General features: G+C 63.1%; 15 protein-coding genes. 6 read left to right on the top strand and 9 right to left on the bottom strand.

The features are described 5' to 3' along the window. Positions 1-49: 49 nt before the first annotated feature. Together J4E08_RS02690 and infC are read right to left on the bottom strand one after the other, a co-directional pair. A complete protein-coding gene (locus J4E08_RS02690; protein WP_349537187.1) occupies positions 50-658 on the bottom strand; it encodes a class I SAM-dependent methyltransferase in 609 nt (202 codons plus the stop codon). A gap of 117 nt (positions 659-775) precedes the next feature. After that, positions 776-1,330, bottom strand: coding sequence for a translation initiation factor IF-3 (gene infC / locus J4E08_RS02695; protein ID WP_425502966.1), 555 nt, complete (start codon positions 1,328-1,330; stop codon positions 776-778). Positions 1,331-1,514: 184 nt separating this feature from the next. On the opposite strand from infC, the gene J4E08_RS02700 reads away from it, so the two are divergent. Continuing rightward, on the top strand, positions 1,515-3,125 hold the full coding sequence (locus J4E08_RS02700; protein WP_349537188.1) for a hypothetical protein: 1,611 nt from the start codon (positions 1,515-1,517) through the stop codon (positions 3,123-3,125). 160 nt (positions 3,126-3,285) lie between these two features. Here the strand turns inward: J4E08_RS02700 and J4E08_RS02705 are convergent, their stop codons facing one another. The 6 genes from J4E08_RS02705 to cysG all read right to left on the bottom strand — a co-directional run bounded on the left by J4E08_RS02705 (position 3,286) and on the right by cysG (position 8,830). Then, entirely contained in the window at positions 3,286-4,131 is an 846-nt protein-coding gene (locus J4E08_RS02705; RefSeq protein WP_183964335.1) for a ferredoxin--NADP reductase, read from the bottom strand. Positions 4,132-4,225: 94 nt separating this feature from the next. Next, the gene (locus J4E08_RS02710) at positions 4,226-4,588 is read right to left on the bottom strand and encodes a DUF934 domain-containing protein (RefSeq protein ID WP_349537189.1); all 363 of its coding nucleotides are present in this window, start codon (positions 4,586-4,588) and stop codon (positions 4,226-4,228) included. Between the two features lie 44 nt (positions 4,589-4,632). After that, positions 4,633-5,418, bottom strand: coding sequence for a phosphoadenylyl-sulfate reductase (locus J4E08_RS02715; RefSeq protein ID WP_183964338.1), 786 nt, complete (start codon positions 5,416-5,418; stop codon positions 4,633-4,635). 3 nt (positions 5,419-5,421) lie between these two features. Continuing rightward, positions 5,422-7,095, bottom strand: coding sequence for a nitrite/sulfite reductase (locus J4E08_RS02720; protein WP_349537190.1), 1,674 nt, complete (start codon positions 7,093-7,095; stop codon positions 5,422-5,424). A 44-nt stretch (positions 7,096-7,139) separates the two neighbouring features. Further along, positions 7,140-7,439, bottom strand: a complete 300-nt coding sequence (locus J4E08_RS02725; protein ID WP_183964343.1) for a DUF2849 domain-containing protein — start codon at positions 7,437-7,439, stop codon at positions 7,140-7,142. Continuing rightward, positions 7,439-8,830: a siroheme synthase CysG gene (gene cysG, locus J4E08_RS02730; RefSeq protein ID WP_349537191.1), complete on the bottom strand. Its 1,392-nt coding sequence runs from the start codon at positions 8,828-8,830 to the stop codon at positions 7,439-7,441. Before cysG ends, J4E08_RS02725 begins: the two co-directional genes overlap by 1 nt. Before the next feature lie 142 nt (positions 8,831-8,972). Between cysG and J4E08_RS02735 the strand changes: the two genes are divergently transcribed. Further along, on the top strand, positions 8,973-9,428 hold the full coding sequence (locus J4E08_RS02735; RefSeq protein ID WP_183964347.1) for an Lrp/AsnC family transcriptional regulator: 456 nt from the start codon (positions 8,973-8,975) through the stop codon (positions 9,426-9,428). Positions 9,429-9,542: 114 nt separating this feature from the next. On the opposite strand, the gene J4E08_RS02740 is transcribed toward J4E08_RS02735, so the two are convergent. Then, positions 9,543-10,715: a cytochrome P450 gene (locus tag J4E08_RS02740; protein ID WP_349537192.1), complete on the bottom strand. Its 1,173-nt coding sequence runs from the start codon at positions 10,713-10,715 to the stop codon at positions 9,543-9,545. 122 nt (positions 10,716-10,837) lie between these two features. Between J4E08_RS02740 and J4E08_RS02745 the strand changes: the two genes are divergently transcribed. From J4E08_RS02745 to J4E08_RS02760, 4 genes are all read left to right on the top strand, one after another. After that, positions 10,838-12,541, top strand: a complete 1,704-nt coding sequence (locus J4E08_RS02745; RefSeq protein WP_349537193.1) for an ATP-binding protein — start codon at positions 10,838-10,840, stop codon at positions 12,539-12,541. Positions 12,542-12,838: 297 nt separating this feature from the next. Further along, positions 12,839-13,723 carry a formyltetrahydrofolate deformylase gene (purU, locus tag J4E08_RS02750; RefSeq protein WP_349537194.1) on the top strand — a complete coding sequence of 295 codons (885 nt, stop codon included), beginning with the start codon at positions 12,839-12,841 and terminating at the stop codon, positions 13,721-13,723. A 91-nt stretch (positions 13,724-13,814) separates the two neighbouring features. Further along, positions 13,815-15,044 carry a sigma-54-dependent transcriptional regulator gene (locus J4E08_RS02755; RefSeq protein ID WP_349537195.1) on the top strand — a complete coding sequence of 410 codons (1,230 nt, stop codon included), beginning with the start codon at positions 13,815-13,817 and terminating at the stop codon, positions 15,042-15,044. Positions 15,045-15,355: 311 nt separating this feature from the next. Next, positions 15,356-16,360 (top strand): DctP family TRAP transporter solute-binding subunit, encoded by a 1,005-nt coding sequence (locus tag J4E08_RS02760; protein WP_349537196.1) that lies wholly within the window; start codon positions 15,356-15,358, stop codon positions 16,358-16,360. The last annotated feature ends 52 nt before the right edge of the window (positions 16,361-16,412 follow it).

Consider the following 16,412-nt stretch of genomic DNA (forward strand, 5'->3'; position numbering starts at 1 on the left):
TGGTTAACCAAAGGGAAACGCGACGTGTTGCGGCGAAGTTCCGAGTTTTCTACCTGAGCTTGTCTGCGATCAGATCGACCAGCGCACTGCGCCCTGTGTGGCCTGCTCCGGAAGAGAGCTGTTTTTCGTATTCGGCGCAACGCAATATGTGCATATCGGCAAAGGCGTTGGTCAACAGCTCTGGCGTGTAGAGGTGATCTGGATGGCGCGGGCCGCCGCTGGAGAATTTCAGTTGTGTGACGCTGAAGCCGGACAACATCAGGCGCCCTCCGGGTTTCAACGTGCGCTTTATCCCGGCGAAAACCTGATCTCGCAAAGCCGGTGGCGTGAATTGCCAGTGGATGGCCACAACGAGGTCATAGGTTTCCGGCTGCCAGTCCCAAGTGGCGATGTCGGCCTCGTGCAACTGCAAGGTCACGCCACGGTCCGATGCAAGACGCGTGGCCTTTTCCAGCGCGTTGGACGCGCCATCAAAGGCGGTCACCTCACACCCACGTTCGGCGAGAAAGACTGCGTTGCGCCCTTCGCCCTCAGCCACTGAAAGCGTTTTCGTCGCAGGAGGAATCATCCCGGCGTTGTCATTGAGGAAGGCGACGGGCGCGGTGCCATACAGGTAATCAGGGCGGTCGAACTTGGCGTTCCAGTCGAGAGGCTGCATGGCGGATCCATTGGTTTGTTCCAGGAAACCGTATTTTGGAGGTCGGCCATTGGCAAGCGTCGGACATGCAAAAGGCCCGCCGGGTGGGGCGGGCCGTGTGCGTCGTTTACGATGGGCTTACTTCGCCGGCGCGGGGCCGATCATCATGACCATCTGGCGGCCTTCCATCTTCGGCATGTTCTCGACCTTGCCGAGTTCCTTGACGTCCTCTGCCACGCGTTCAAGCAGCTCGCGGCCAAGGTTCTGGTGCGCCATTTCGCGTCCACGGAAGCGCAGCGTGACCTTCACCTTATCCCCATTCTCAAGGAATTTGATGACGTTACGCATCTTGACTTCGTAGTCGTGGATGTCAGTGCCAGGACGGAACTTGACCTCTTTGACTTCGATGATCTTCTGCTTCTTGCGGGCCTCGGATTCACGCTTCTGCTGTTCATACTTGAACTTGCCGAAGTCCATGATCTTGCACACGGGCGGGGTCGCATTCGGCGAAATCTCGACGAGATCAAGGCCGGCTTGCTCTGCCATTTCCATCGCGCGTTGGGGCGTTACGACGCCGACATTCTCGCCTTCAGCGCCGATAAGGCGGATTTCAGGAGCGCGAATGCGATCGTTTACACGAGGGCCAGTGTCACGGGTGGGCGGCGCGTTATGAGGTCTGCGGGCTATTGGAATGCTCCATCTTGTATTTCATCTCAGGGCGTCAAGGTAGACTTGGACGGCCCGTCTTTCAAGCGCCAATTGACCATATAACAGGGCGTTTTGGGCTGTTTTTGCTTGCGATTGCTGCATCGCGGCGGCACACCGAAGGCGGGCGTGCTGCTGCGTCGTAAATCAATTCATCATAAGGGGCATCGTCATGGACAAGAAAATCCTGGCCGCCATCGTGGCTGTGGTTGCGATTGGCGCTTATTTCTTTGCAACAGGACAACAGGCGGACGAGGCACAGGACACGGTGACGGCATCGGTCGATCAGGCGACCGATACGGTAAGCGAAGAGGCCGAACAGATCGCGGCCACCGCCGAAGAGAGCGCTGATGCCGCAGCGCAGTTGGCGCAGGATGCCGCCGCCGAGACCAGTGAGGCGGTGGAGGCGGCAGCGCAGGCGGTGACGGATGCCGCAGCAGAGGCACTGGCCGCCACCCAGGACGCGGCCGACAACGCCGTGGGCGCGGCGCGCGACGCGGTGGATGATGCGATCGAAGCTGCGGAAGGCGCGGCAGGCGCGGCGTCGGAAGCTGCGGGTGAGGCGGCGATGTTTGCCTCCGACGCGGCCTCGCAGGCGGCCCAGGCGGCTGAAGGCGCAGCAGAAGAGGCGGTCAACGCGGCATCTGTGGCGGCGGATGCCGCCGTGGGGTCTGGAACCGAGGCCGCTGCCGCAGCAGCAGAAGCCACCGCCAAAGCTGCCGAGGCGGCCACAGATGCCGCCCGGACAGCCGCCGCAGCTGCATCCCAGGCGGGATCGGCTGCCGAGGAAGCGGTGAAAACCGCCGCCGAAATGGCTGCCGAGGCTGGTGTCGAGACCGCGCAAGAGGCCTCCGAGGCCGCAGCAGGCGCTGCCGATATGGCAGCCGACGCGGCGGATTTGGCGGCGGACTCTGCCGCGAGCGTGGCGTCTGCCACCGAGACCACCGCGGAGGAGGCGTTGAGCGCCGCTGATGATATGACAGATGCCACCGCCGAGGCCGTCAGCGATGCGTCCGCCACGGCAGTGGAAACATCGGAAGCCGCCGCCGAGAAGGCTGCCGAAGCGGCCGAGACTGCGGCGAAGGCTGCGACCAGCGCGGCCCGCTCTGCGGAAAAAGCGGCCAAGGGCCGCGCGACACAGGTCGCGGAAGGCACATCCGAAGTTGCTTCGGACGGCGAGGAGACGGTGGAGATTGCAGTGGCCGATGACGCCGATACTGCGGATCAAGCCGCCTCTGAAATTGCCGAAAGCGCGGGCGATGCGGCCGAGGAGGCCGCTTTGATGGCCACAAAAGCAGCAAATGCAGCGGTCGATGCGGCCGCCGAAGCGGTCGGCGTTGCAGCGGAGGCGAGCGAAGACACGACGGCGACGGGTGCCCTGGCGGTCAATGACACCGCTGCGGCCACGGCGGAAGCGGTGGACATGGCGGCAGATGCAGCAGCGGAGGCCGGCCTTGCTGCCAAGGAGGCCGCCAATGCCGCGCTGCAAGCGGAAGAGGCGGCTGACCTTGCGGCCAATAGCGGAGCGGAGGCTGGCGCAGAGGCCGAAGTGACCGAGGTGCCAGAGCCAGAGGTCGACACCGCCACCATTGATCTGGACGAGCTGCTCACCGTCGATGGCTTCGATTACGAGGCTTTGGTCGCTTACATTGAAAGTGCGGATCTGGATCTGCAAACCAAGGTTGCCAGTCAGGCCGCGCTGAAAACGGTGCAGGACAATCCGGATCTCACGCAAGTGGCGCTGGAGCAGATCAGAACGCTTCTTGGTCTCGACGAACAGTAAGGCGCTTTCGGGCCTTGCGACGACAGAAGGCCGCGCTGGACTGCGCGGCCTTTTTCGTAGGCTCTGGTGAGGGTACCTCGGGGGTACCTTCAAGCGGGGTCACAAACGCAAAGGGCCGCACCCGAAGGCACGGCCCTGTAAACGCACCGAGGCGTGTGGATCAGTCCAGGAAGGCCTTTTCCACAACGTAGTGCTGCGGGTCGGAATTCGCGCCTTCCTTCAGGCCGTACTCCTCGAACATCTCCTTGAGTTCGAGATTGAAGGCGAGGTTACCACAAATCATGGCGCGGTCACTTTCGGGGTTCAGCGGCGCGACATCCAGGTCACGAAACGCCTCGCCCGAGCGCATCAGATCGGTGATGCGGCCCATCTTGGGCGATTCTTCCCGGGTGGTGGTCGGGTAGTATTTGATCTTCTTCCAGAAGCCGTCGCCAATCACCTCGTTGAGAAGCTCGTCGTCCTTGAGGCCCTCGATCAGCTCGCGGCCGTAGGTCAGCTCCCCCACTTCGCGGCAGGTGTGGGTGATGACGATTTCGTCGTAATCCTCATAGGTCTGCGGTTCGCGCAGCAGCGAGGCGAAGGGGGCGAAGCCGGTGCCGGTGGCAAAGAACCACAGGCGCTTGCCGGGCAGCAGGGCGTCATGAACCAGCGTGCCGACAGGTTTCGGGCGCAGGACGATCTTGTCGCCGACCTTGATGTGCTGAAGGCGGGAGGTGAGTGGGCCGTCCTCGACCTTGATCGAGTAGAACTCCAGCTCCTCGTCCCAAGACGGCGAGGCGATGGAGTAGGCCCGCAGCAGCGGCTTTTCGCGGCCCGTCTTTTCGTCCGTCGTCATCAGGCCGATCATCACGAATTCGCCGGAGCGGAAGCGCAACGACGAAGGCCGGGTGCAGCGGAAGCTGAACAGCCGGTCGGTCCAGTGCTTGACCGCGGTGACGGTCTGTGTGTCGGGAACGGCTTTTTTCGCGGGTGCGGGTTTTGCGTCTGTCACAACTGTCTCGGTCATAGTGTCCTCTCGCCGGTGTTTTGAACCGACGCCTCATGTCTAGCTTTGATCTGGGTCAGGGGAAAGCAGGTCGCGTGTCGCGCCCGGGATGTGGCTAACCGCGCATCCGGGCTTGATAGTCATGCGCCCGCCAATCGGCACGGAACAACCATTGTTCGGCGGGCTGGCGGTCTGCAAGCTCGTCTGAGATCTCCACCTCGTCAAAGCCGCAGCGCCGCGCCATGGTGTATTGGTCGGAGAGCACGTGGCCTGCGGCCCGCAGCCGCCCGGTGAAGCCCTGAAGCCGCAGGATGCGCGCCAGTGAAAAACCGCGACCGTCGGCGGAGGACGGGAAGGCGATGCGGATGTTCTCGGCCAGCGACGGGTCCAGCGTGGCCGGATCGGTGTCGGAGGCGAGGTCGAGAAAGTCGGTCTGGTCATCGGCGTGAAAGCCGTCGTCGCGGACGATGATCGTCATGGTGTCGGGTCCTTGTTCAGGGTCGGTAGGGCGAGAACCCCATGTTAGGAAGCGCTGCGGGAGGCCTTGCCGTCGGCGCCGAAGTGGATGCCGCATTCGACCTTGTCCTGACCGCGCCAGCGGCCTGCGCGGGGGTCTTCGCCCGGTGCGACCTTGGAGGTGCAGGGCGCGCAGCCGATCGAAGGGTAACCTTGTGCCACAAGAGGATGCTTGGGCAGGCGGTTTTCCTCCATGTAGGCGCGCACGTCGTCGGGCCCCCAATGGGCGAGCGGGTTGACCTTGATCCGGCCGGTGGCCTCTTCGAGCTCGAAGAACTCCATATTGGCACGGGTCGGCGACTGGTAACGCTTGCGCCCGGTGATCCAGCCGTCAAATCCCTGCAGAGCAGCCTCCAGCGGCACAGTCTTGCGCAGGGTGCAGCAGCGGTCCTGATCGGTCATGTTCAGGGCCGTGTACGGATCGGTCTTGTCCACCAAAGCCTGATCGGTGCGCAAGATGCGCAGGTCTTCGAGGTGCAGCCGCTCTGCCACGTCCTGCTGATAGGTCAGGGTCTCGGCAAACAGCAAACGCGTGTCGATGAACAGCACCGGCGTCTTGCGGTCGACCATCGCAACGAGATGCAGCAGCGCGACGGATTCTGCCCCGAAGGAGGAGACCATGGCGATCTTCCCGGCCTCCGGGTCGCGCAGTGCGCCTTGCAGCACAGCGGTGGCCGAGTGGTGGCGGTAGCGGGCGTTCAGCGTGGCGACGCGGGCGCGCTTTGCCTCCAGCTCGGCGGGATCGGGAGGGCGGGTGCCCCCGTCCGGCAGGGTATGTTCCATCACAGTCATGGCTCAGGCGGCCTTTGTCCGCTTTGACGGTTGCTCGCCGTAGAGCGCCGTCTTGAACGGGTCCATGCCAAGTCGGCGGTAGGCCTGCAAGAAGGTTTCTTCGGGGCCGTCACGGTGCGTGAGGTAGGTGTCCACGATGCGCTCCATCGCGGGAACAATCTCCTCGGCGGAGAAGCCGGGGCCGGTGCGGTCACCAAGCGCCAGCGTTTCCGTGTGATCGCCGCCCAGCGTGACCTGATAGTTCTCGACGCCAGCACGGTCGAGACCAAGAATGCCGATGTGGCCCACGTGGTGGTGGCCGCAGGCGTTGATGCAGCCGGAGATCTTGATCTTCAGCTCGCCGATCTCATGCTCCAGCTTCAGCTCGTCAAAGCGCGTGGCGATTTCCTGCGCGATCGGGATGGAGCGGGCGGTGGCCAGCGCGCAATAGTCCATGCCGGGGCAGGCGATGATGTCCGAGATCAGACCGATGTTGGCTGTGGCCAGCCCGTGCGCCTTGAGAATGTCGTGAACGGCGGGCAGGTCGGAGGTGTGCACATGCGGCAAGACGACGTTTTGTTCATGGCTGATGCGCAGCTCGTCATGACCATAGTCGCGGGCGATCCGGGCCATGGCGCGCATCTGCTCGGCACTGGCGTCGCCGGGGGTTTCGCCATGCGCCTTGAGCGAGATCTGAACGATCGTGTAGCCGTCGACCTTGTGCGCCGACAGATTGGTGTCGGCCCAGGAGCGGAACACCGGGTCCGCCTTGTAGGCCGCGGCATAGGCATCGGTGGGCACGTTGCGGAACGCCGGGCTGCCGAACTGCGCGGCGATCTGATGGTAAAGGTCCATATGCGCGCCGCTGTAGGCCGGGCGCACCAGCTCGTAGCGGTCCGCGACACGGGCCCGGATGTCGTCGATGCCATGCTCGTGCACGGTGATCTTGATGCGTGACTTGTACTTGTTGTCGCGGCGGCCCAGCAGGTTCCAGACCGACACCACGGATTCCAGATAGGCGGGCAGGTCCTCGAGGCTGACCCATTCGGCAATGGTCTTGCCGATCATGGGCGTGCGGCCAAGGCCCCCGCCAACGATGACCTCTGCGCCCAGCTCGCCGTTTTGCTCGTGCAGGCGCAGACCGATGTCATGCGCCCGGATGACAGCGCGGTCGGCCTGAGCACCGGTCACGGCGATCTTGAACTTGCGCGGCAACGCCTGAAATTCCGGGTGATCGGTCGACCACTGGCGGATCATCTCGGCCACGGGCCGGGGGTCGGCGACCTCGTCGGCGGCGGCCCCGGCAAAGTGGTCGGCGGTCACGTTGCGGATCGTGTTGCCGGAGGTCTGGATGGCGTGCATCTCGACCTTTGCCAGATCGTCGAGCATGTTCGGGATGTCGCCCAGCTCTGGCCAGTTGTACTGGATGTTCTGCCGCGTGGTGAAGTGGCCGTAGCCCTTGTCATAGGTCTCTGCCAGATGGGCGAGCATCTCCATCTGTTCGGACCGCAGCGTGCCGTAGGGGATGGCCACGCGCAGCATGTAGGCGTGCAGCTGTAGATACAGACCGTTCATCAGGCGGAAGGGTTTGAACTCGTCCTCGGTCAGGGATCCGTCGATGCGGCGTTCGACCTGCTGGCGGAACTGGCGGTTGCGCTCTGCCACAAAGGCGGCGTCGAAGTCAGAATAGGTGTACATGAGTGTCCTTTCAGGTGGCGCACATCAGCAGATGCGGCTGCCGTTCAGAGGTCGACTTGTTTGCCGTGAGCGTAGTTGGACGGGCCGGTGCGGCGGAATTCCTCGCGAAAATGCACAGGCTCCGGACCGGTATCGGTGGGGGCCATGTCCGCGAGGTAGACGCCGACGATTTCCGACTGGCGCGCGGAAGCTTCGACCAGACGCAGCTGCGCGTGCGCTTCGTCGGTGAGCACTTCGGCCTCGGTCAGGCGCGGGGTCCATTGGTCATCGGCGGACAGGTAAACCACCTCGCCGGACATGAGCGCGTTGGCCGTGACGACTTTGGGGGTAAAGGGGCGGGGCATCAGGAAACCTCCTGTTTGCGAAGATGCTGGACGGTGGGCAGGGCGTCGCGCGGAGCGAGGCCATACAGAATGAGCGCGGGGCCATCAGGACAGCGGTCCAGATCGGCGGAAAGGGTGGCGAGCGAGGTCTCCAGCACATGCTGGTCGGCGCGCGAGGCGTTGGACACCACGGTGACCGGCGTATCCGGCGCGGCGGAATGCATCAGCAGGCGGCCCTGGATAAAGCGCGCGGCGCGCTTGCCCATGTAGATCGCGGCGATCTGACCGGGTGCCGCAAGCGTGCGCCAGTCGTGATCTGCAAAGCCGTCGGTGTCATGCGCGGTGAGCAGGCGCACCTGCTGGTTGCGACCACGTTTGGTCAGGCTTTGACCGATGGCGGCAGCGGCGGCGGATGCGGCGGTGAGACCGGGCACGATTTCGTATCCGATCCCGTGATCGGTCAGCGCGTCGATTTCCTCGTCCAGACGCGCGAAAAGGGTCGGGTCACCGCCCTTGAGCCGAACGATTTGAGAGCCGTTTTGCGCGTGCTCTACCAACAGGGCGTTGATGTGCTCCTGGGGGGTCGAGGGACCAAATCCGATCTTGCCGACGTCGATCATGATGGCTTCGCGGCGCGCCAATTCAAGGATCGCCTTGGGCGCAAGCCGGTCGTAAAGCACCACATCGGCCTCATCGAGTTTGCGGCGGGCTTTCAGCGTCAGAAGGTCGGGGTCGCCAGGGCCGGACCCGACAAAGGCCACGAAGCCCGCCCGTTCCTTGCGTGTCAGGTGATCGTCGAGCAGCGTGTCGAGCGATTCCTGTACGGCCGCTTCGCCTTGGGGCAGGGCGCGCGGGCCTGCGTTGAAATAATAGTCCTGCCAGAAATCACGGCGCGCCCGACCGAACGGTAGCTTTTCCGCCATCTTGCGGAACCCCTGACCGATGCGAGCCAGCGTCCCTGTGCCAGCGGGGAGGTGTTCCTCAAGGTGGGCCTTGATCGCGCGGGCAAGCACGGGGGCCGCACCCTCGGTGCCGATTGCGACGGTGACAGGATCACGGTCGACGATGGCGGGCGTGATGAACTGGCTGTCTTCGAGGTTGTCGACCACGTTCAAAAGGACGCCCGCGCCATGCGCCAGACGCTTCGTGCGCGCGTCCTGCGCATCGTCTTCGTCAGCCGCATAGACCAGGGCGGCACCAATCAGGTCGCAGGCTTCCATCGGACGGCGGTGCAGGCTCAGCCGGCCCTCAGCGTCCCAAGCGATGATTTCCGGCGCGGGATCGGGGGCGTAAACATGCAAAGCGGCTTCTGTTTTAAGCAAAAGACGCAGTTTTGCCAAAGCCGCGTCCCCGCCGCCGGACAGCACGACGGCACGGTTGCTCAGCGCGAGAAAGATCGGGAAGTGGCGCATGATGTGACCTCTGATTGCTTGCCTATATATAGGATATTGTCCCGGTTTTGGGCTATGGGTCTGGCGCAATAAGGAAGTTTGTTCTTGTCCTTGTGGGGAAATGGAGGAATATTCCCCTCACGGCGCAAATCAGGAACATCGGATGAAGATCGACGACACCGACCGGAAAATCCTTGTGGAACTGCAACGCGATGCAAGTCAGTCGCTGGACGAGATCGCCAAGGCTGTGGGGTCGAGCAAAACCCCGGTGTGGAACCGGATTCGCAAGATGCGCGAGGCAGGGATCATCGGCCAGCACACTGTGTTGCTGGATGCCGAGGCGCTTGGGTTCGAGGCCTGTTTCTTTGTCCTGATCCGAACGTCTGAGCACGAGGCCGACTGGCAGCGCAAGTTCCTGACAGCCTTGCAGGAACGTCCGGAGGTGCAGGAGGCGCACCGGCTGGCCGGGGACATTGATTACATTCTGAAGGTGCGGGTGAAGAACGCGCGGGCCTATGATGCGTTTTACCAGGCGCTGATATCCGAGGTGAAGGTGCACAATGTGACGGCGCTTTTGTCCATGGAGGAGATCAAGACCACCGTTGCGCTGCCTTTGTGAGCCGGGCCGCGCTGCCGCGCGGGTGGCATTTGGGCGCGGCTGCGCGCGCCACCTGCCTCCGGCGGGAGTGTTTTGCAGCGAAGAAGCGGCGAAGGGGTGGTTTCGGCCTCGGCTCTAGTAGGTCACATGCAGCGCCTCAAGGCCGTGGAAGTGGTATAGATTGGCGTAGCTTGGCGCTTTGGCCAGGCGTAGGTCCGGCAGGCGGTCAAACAGAATGGGGAGCGCGGTGGTCAGCTCGAGCCGGGCCAGAGGCGCGCCGACGCAGAAGTGCAGACCCGCCCCGAAACTGGTGTTTTGCTGCGCGGTCCGGGTGGGATCAAACCGATGAGGATCGGGCCAGAGGTCGGGATCCCGGTTCGCCGCGCCAAGCAGAAGGGCAACCTGATCGCCACGTTTGAAGCTGTGATCGAAGACGGTCACGTCCTCGTAGGCGTAGCGCGTGAACATGTGCAGCGGTGGATCATGGCGCAGGATTTCTTCGACCGTTTGCACGGCATTTTCCGGGGACACGCGATGCCCATCTGCCAGCAATCGGGCAAGGCCGTTGCCCAGGGTGTGCACCGTTGCTTCGTGGCCGGCATTCAGCAGCAGGACGACCGTCGCGATCAGTTCCTCGGTCGAAAGACGATCGCCTTCTTCTTCGGCGGCGATGAGATGGGTCAGCAGGTCGTCGGTGGGGCGTTTGCGGCGATGGGCGATCAGGTCGGTGAGGAAGGCCGTGAACTCGGCGGCGGCGGCGCTTGCGGCGTCTTCGACTGCGCGGTCGCGGCGGGCCTGGTAAATGGCGACCATGGCATTTGACCAGCGCAGCAGGTCGCGTGCATGGCTGTCGGGCACACCGAGCAGAGTGCAGATGACCTCGACAGGCAGCGGTTGGCAGAGCGTCGGGATAAGATCGGCTGTCTCTTCGGGCAGGGCGTCGATCAATGCATGGGTCCGGCGGGCGATGTCCGGCTCCAGCGCCGCGACCCGGCGCGAGGTGAAGGCCCGCGTGACCAAGCCCCGCAAGCGGGTGTGGCGCGGCGGCTCCAGCTCCAGCATGGAATGCGACTCGATGCTGTAAAACGCGACGAGGTGGTCGGGAATCGGCTGTGCCAGCTCCGGCGGGATTTCGCGGCCAAAGCGGCGGTCACGCAGCAGCGATGACACGGCGCGGTGCGATACGGCACAGGGCATGTCGTATTCTGTCCAAAAGGCCATGTCTCCGCCCGCGCGAAGGCGGTCGTAGAACGGATACGGGTCCTGGACAAAGGCGGGATCGGTGGGGGATTGGGAAAGACGCAACATGGCGCGAGGTGACACAGGCTTGGCTTCGCTGGCAAGGGGTTGATAGGTTGGCCACCATGAAAGATGCGATGTTGCAGGGGGACACAGGCACGGGACCCGTGTTGAGGGGCAGGGCTTGGGCCGTGCCTGCATTTTTGCTGGCCGTTGCGCTGCTGTCGTGGGTGGTCTTTGGATACGGCTACGCGCAGGCCATAGGACAGGTGGCGGCGCGCGGGCGGGCTGATCTGGCGCTGGCCTCGGACCGTTTGGTCACGGGATTGCTGCGATATCGTGCCACCGCGGTCTTGCTGTCGGATCATCCCGCTTTGGAAGCGTTGCATGCGGGCGGTGATGTCGCGCAGGCGGAGCGTGTTTTGCTGAACGGGGCAGACCGGACAGGCGCGATCCTTGCGTTTTATGCCGACGTCGAGGGGCGGGTTCTGGCGTCCTCCGAACCGCAGGTGCCGCGTTCGCTGACGGCGCAGCCATGGTTTGCGCGGGCGACGCGCGGGGCGCTTGGGGCGAGCTACGGCCTGGACCCGCAGAGCGGTGCGCGCATCTATTCCCATGCGGCGCCTGCGTTTGGTCCGGACGGGCGGGTGCGCGGTGTGCTGGTCATGGTCGTGGATCTGGAAGGCATCGAAGGCGCGTGGCGCGGGTCGCGGCCATCGGTTTTTTTCACCACCGAAGCGGGCCGCGTGATCGTGACCAATCGCTCGGAAATGATGTTCTGGAAACTGGACGGCGTGAAACCCGTGAACGGGCAGGGGGCTCCCCAAGGGTTGGAGGCGCGCATGGTGGCGGGCTACGAGATCTGGCACCAGAGCTGGAGCGATTACGTGCCGCCTCGTGCGCTGCATCTGACACAGAATCTTCCGGTGATCGGTATGATGGGCGAGGCGCTGATCGACGTCAGGCCCGCGCGGCAGATCGCGGCGTTACAGGCTGTTGTTGTTGCGGCGCTGTGCCTCGGGTTTGGCGCGGTGCTCTGGACGCTTGGCGCACGGCGGCGGGCACTGGCGCTGGCCAATACGCAGCTGGAGGGCCGTGTCCGGGCGCGGACGCGGGAGCTGGAAGGGGTTAACGCTGCCCTGCGCCGCGAGGTGGTGGAACGCGAAGATGCCGAAGACGCGCTGCGTCGGGCGCAGGCGGATCTGGTGCAGGCGGGCAAGCTGTCTGCCTTGGGTCAGATGTCGGCGGGCATCAGCCATGAATTGAACCAGCCATTGATGGCAATCCGCCAATTCGCTGAAAACGGCGAGGCCTTTCTGAACCGGGGCAAACCGGAACGCGCGGGCGAGAACCTGTCACGTATTGCGGACCTTGCAGCGCGCGCGGCACGGATCATCAAGAACCTGCGCGCCTTTGCCCAAGGCGAAAGCGAGCCGATGACGCGCGTCGATTTGCTGGCGGTGATTGGGCAGGCGGTCGATCTTACCGAAGCGCGTCTGGTCGCGGATGGGGTGACGCTGGACTGGCAACCACCGGCGGAGGATATTCACGTGCGCGCGGGCGAAGTGCGGCTGGGGCAGGTGTTTGTAAATCTCATCAACAACGCCGCCGATGCCATGGCGGGTCAGCCCGTGAAGCATCTGACCCTCCGCGTGGAAACCGGGGAGCGTTTGGTGGTTCAGGTGCGTGACAGCGGGCCCGGGATCGCTGATCCGGAAAAGGTCTTTGAGCCATTTTATTCCACCAAGGAGGTGGGCGATGGCATGGGGTTGGGGCTGTCGATTTCCTATGGTCTGGTGCAGAGCTTTGGCGGCAAGATCCGGGGCGCGAATGTGGAGGGCGGCGCGGAATTTGCGGTGGAACTGGAGCCGTGGACGGCGGGTGAGGCCGACTGAGCCAATGGGCGAGCGCAGCAGTAAACACGCCGCCGCGTGCCCCTGTCAGCCGGGGTATGGTGTGCCGGTCGGTGAAAGGAATCTTGTCGCGGTCGGATTCCGTGCTGAGGAAGTCGTTTTGCGCCGCGAGGGACGCGCAGGTTTCCGATGGTATGCAGCCAGTAAGCGATTGTTGCGAACAAAGTTGAAAAGACGGCCAACCGGGAGGACGGCGGCATATTCAAGGCTCTGTCTCGCTGCTACCGCATCATTCAATGACCGTTGCGCGCCCGCGCGCCCCTGACCGGAGACCCTCCCATGACCCGTTACGCCCTGACCGTAGCCTGTCCCTCGACCCGTGGCATCGTCGCTGCGGTGTCCGCTTTTCTGGCCAATCATGGCTGCAACATAACCGACAGCGCGCAGTATGACGACCTCGGCACGGGCCAGTTCTTTATGCGCGTCAGCTTCAACTCCGAGACCGGAGCAACGCTGGACCAGCTAACCACCGATATGGCAGACGTGGGTGGCGAATTCTCCATGGACTATGCTTTCCATGATGAGACGGCGAAGATGAAGGTCGTGGTGATGGTGAGCCGTTTTGGCCACTGCCTGAACGATCTGCTGTACCGCACCCGCATCGGCGCGCTGCCGATCGAAATCGTGGCCGTGATTTCCAACCACATGGATTATCAAAAGGTCGTGGTGAATTCGGACATTCCGTTCCACTGCATTCCCGTGACCAAGCAAAACAAGGCGGAGGCCGAGGCGCGCATCCTGCAGGTGGTCGAGGATGCCGAGGCCGACCTCATCGTGCTGGCGCGCTACATGCAGATCCTCAGCGACACCATGTGCCAGAAAATGTCCGGTCGGATCATCAACATCCACCACTCGTTCCTGCCGTCCTTCAAAGGCGCGAACCCTTACAAACAAGCCTACGAGCGTGGTGTGAAACTGATCGGCGCGACCTCGCACTACGTGACCGCCGACCTCGACGAAGGCCCGATCATCGAGCAGGACACGGTGCGCGTCACCCATGCGCAATCAGCAAGCGATTATGTGTCGCTGGGTCGCGATGTCGAGGCGCAGGTCCTGGCGCGGGCCGTGCATGCCCATGCGCGACGGCGCGTGTTCCTCAACGGTGACAAGACCGTGGTTTTCCCGGCATCGCCCGGCTCCTACAGCTCTGACCGCATGGGGTGAACGTCGTACCGGTTGAACCCGGCGCGCAGTTGAGCCAGATCTGGACCCGGGTGCCATGGCATCCGGGTCTTTTCGTGGAAGGTATGGCGCGATGATCAGGCAGGTGCTCTTGGTGGATGACGACGCGGCGGTGCGCGAGGCCTTGGGTCAGACGCTGGAACTGCACGATTTTTCTGCGGTCACTGCCGGGTCCTTTGTCGAAGCCAAGGACCGCATCGCATCGGATTTCGCCGGGGTTATCGTCTCTGATATTCGGATGCCGGGGCGCGATGGGTTTCACTTGCTGGATTATGCGCGCGAGGCGGACCCCGATTTGCCGGTGATCTTGCTTACGGGGGAGGGCGACATCCCCATGGCGGTGCGGGCCATGTCGCGCGGGGCCTTTGGGTTCCTGGAAAAACCTTGTTCTCCCAAGGAATTGACCGCAGTTGTCGAGCGTGCCCTGACGGTGCGCGGCATGGTTCTGGAAAATCGCCGGATGAAGGCGCAGCTGGAAACATCCGATCCGGCGGCGCGGATGATTTTTGGGCGCTCGCCACAGGTCGAGTCGCTGCGGTCGCAGGTTCGCGTGGCGGGGCGCGCCGGGACAGAGGCGCTGGTGCTGGGGGCGCCGGGCAGTGGCGTGTCCAAGGTCGCGGAAGTCATTCACCTGTCGTCGCTGCTGTCCAAGGGTCCGTTCGTGAAGCGCGCCGCCGCCGGGCTGGATCGTGCCGGACTGGACATCGCCTGGGAGGCGGCGCAGGGCGGGGCGTTGTTCCTTGATGAGCTCGGCCAACTGCCGGAGGACACGCAAGTTGCGTTGTCTGACGCGCTGGAGCGTGGCGGCGCGCGCCTGATCGCGGGCACCACGCAGGATTTGCGCCGTGCCGTGGACGAGGGGCGGCTGTCCGCGGATATTTACTACCGATTGGAAGTTTGTCAGGCGCGTATCCCGTCACTTGCAGAACGCCCCGAGGACATTCCGGTCCTGTTCGGTCATTACGTTGCTCAGGCGGCGGAGCAGGCCGGGATCGAGGCGCCGAGAATTACGCCGGAACACGAGGCCGGGTTGATGGCGCAGGAATGGCCGGGAAATGCGCGGTCTCTCATGTCTGCGGCCATGCGATTTGTCCTTGGGATGCCGGATGAGCTGTCGCAGGCAAAGGATCTGGGTCTGGCAGAGCAGATGGCGCAGGTGGAGAGGTCCTTGCTCGCCGCCTCGCTCGGGCGGCACAATGGCCGTGCGTCAGAGGCCGCGAAGGCGCTGAAGCTTCCGCGCAAGACCATGTACGACAAACTTGCGAAATACGGGCTGAAACCCGAGGCGTTCAAGCGAGACTGACGGGTCGGGGCGATGCCGGCTTTCAACCCCCGTTGACCGAAATGTGACGAATCAAACCTTGAATCTGTGCGGAAACTCGCACAAAGGCCAAATACGGCTGTGCGGAATCCCGCACGCCTGAAATGCAAGGCAGGCATGTCCGAGGTGCATGGCTTTTGCTATCTTTATGTTATCAGGCGCAAAATTCATCCATCCCAAGTTTTTGTGCCAGCAGTCTTGCGCTGTGAATCGCTCATGGCTCTTTTAACGGCATTCGCTGCCCTGAGGAGGGGCAGTGGGAAACACAATTTTGTATTCTTGGGAGGATACCAATGAACAAGTTTCTCATGACCGCAGCCGTGGCCGCCTTGAGCGTGACCGGCGCAACTGCCGCAATGGCCGCCTGCGACGAAGGCGAAATGGTTATCAAGTTCAGCCACGTCACCAACACCGACCGTCACCCCAAGGGCATTGCTGCCTCATTGCTCGAAGAGCGCGTAAACGAAGAGATGGACGGCACCGCTTGCATGGAGGTCTTCCCGAACTCCACGCTTTACAATGACGACCAGGTGCTCGAGGCGATGCTGCAAGGCGACGTGCAACTGGCCGCACCGTCGCTGTCCAAGTTCGAGCAGTTCACCAAGAAGTTCCGCATCTTCGACCTGCCGTTCATGTTCAAGAACATCGACGCCGTGGACGCGTTCCAGGCCTCTGACACCGGCGAAGCGATGAAGGAAACCATGTCCCGTCGTGGTCTGCTTGGTCTTGCATTCTGGCATAACGGCATGAAGCAGATGTCGGCCAACAAGCCGCTGATCTCTCCCTCCGACGCCGAAGGCCTGAAGTTCCGCGTCCAGAACTCTGACGTGCTGAAGGCGCAGATGGCGGCGATGGGCGGGTCCCCGCAGCCGATGGCATTCTCCGAAGTGTACGGCGCGCTGCAAACCGGCGTTGTCGACGGCCAGGAGAACACATGGTCCAACATCTACGGCCAGAAGTTCTTTGAGGTGCAGGACGGCACCACCGAGACCAACCACGGCGTGCTCGACTACATGCTGGTGACCAACATCGACTGGTGGGAAGGCCTTGACGCTGATGTGCGCGACCAGCTTGCGACGATCATCGAAGAAGTGTCCACTACCCGGAATGCCGAGTCCGCAAAGGTGAACCAGGAAGCCAAGCAGGCCGTGATCGATGCCGGTGGCGAAGTGCGCGAGCTGACCGCAGAGCAGCGTGCTGTCTGGGTCGACGCGATGAAGCCCGTCTGGGAAGAATTCGTCGAGGACGTGGGTCAGGACAACATCGACGCCGCTCAGAAAATCAACGAGTCCATGTAATCGTTGAGCTAGACTCTCCCGCCGGCTGTTTCAGTCGGCGGGGTGATATTCT

Source organism: Sagittula sp. NFXS13 (genome assembly GCF_040148795.1).
Classification (GTDB): Bacteria; Pseudomonadota; Alphaproteobacteria; order Rhodobacterales; family Rhodobacteraceae; genus Sagittula; species Sagittula marina.

Bases quoted from the DNA above. Each gene is read 5' to 3' on its own strand.
- J4E08_RS02740 (WP_349537192.1), bottom strand. From the start codon at position 10,715: ATGTTGCGTCTTTCCCAATCCCCCACCGATCCCGCCTTTGTCCAGGAC.
- J4E08_RS02715 (WP_183964338.1), bottom strand. From the start codon at position 5,418: ATGACTGTGATGGAACATACCCTGCCGGACGGGGGCACCCGCCCTCCC.
- J4E08_RS02700 (WP_349537188.1), top strand. From the start codon at position 1,515: ATGGACAAGAAAATCCTGGCCGCCATCGTGGCTGTGGTTGCGATTGGC.
- J4E08_RS02735 (WP_183964347.1), top strand. From the start codon at position 8,973: ATGAAGATCGACGACACCGACCGGAAAATCCTTGTGGAACTGCAACGC.
- J4E08_RS02690 (WP_349537187.1), bottom strand. From the start codon at position 658: ATGCAGCCTCTCGACTGGAACGCCAAGTTCGACCGCCCTGATTACCTG.
- purU (WP_349537194.1), top strand. From the start codon at position 12,839: ATGACCCGTTACGCCCTGACCGTAGCCTGTCCCTCGACCCGTGGCATC.
- J4E08_RS02710 (WP_349537189.1), bottom strand. From the start codon at position 4,588: ATGACGATCATCGTCCGCGACGACGGCTTTCACGCCGATGACCAGACC.
- J4E08_RS02720 (WP_349537190.1), bottom strand. From the start codon at position 7,095: ATGTACACCTATTCTGACTTCGACGCCGCCTTTGTGGCAGAGCGCAAC.
- cysG (WP_349537191.1), bottom strand. From the start codon at position 8,830: ATGCGCCACTTCCCGATCTTTCTCGCGCTGAGCAACCGTGCCGTCGTG.
- J4E08_RS02705 (WP_183964335.1), bottom strand. From the start codon at position 4,131: ATGACCGAGACAGTTGTGACAGACGCAAAACCCGCACCCGCGAAAAAA.
- J4E08_RS02760 (WP_349537196.1), top strand. From the start codon at position 15,356: ATGAACAAGTTTCTCATGACCGCAGCCGTGGCCGCCTTGAGCGTGACC.
- J4E08_RS02725 (WP_183964343.1), bottom strand. From the start codon at position 7,439: ATGCCCCGCCCCTTTACCCCCAAAGTCGTCACGGCCAACGCGCTCATG.
- J4E08_RS02755 (WP_349537195.1), top strand. From the start codon at position 13,815: ATGATCAGGCAGGTGCTCTTGGTGGATGACGACGCGGCGGTGCGCGAG.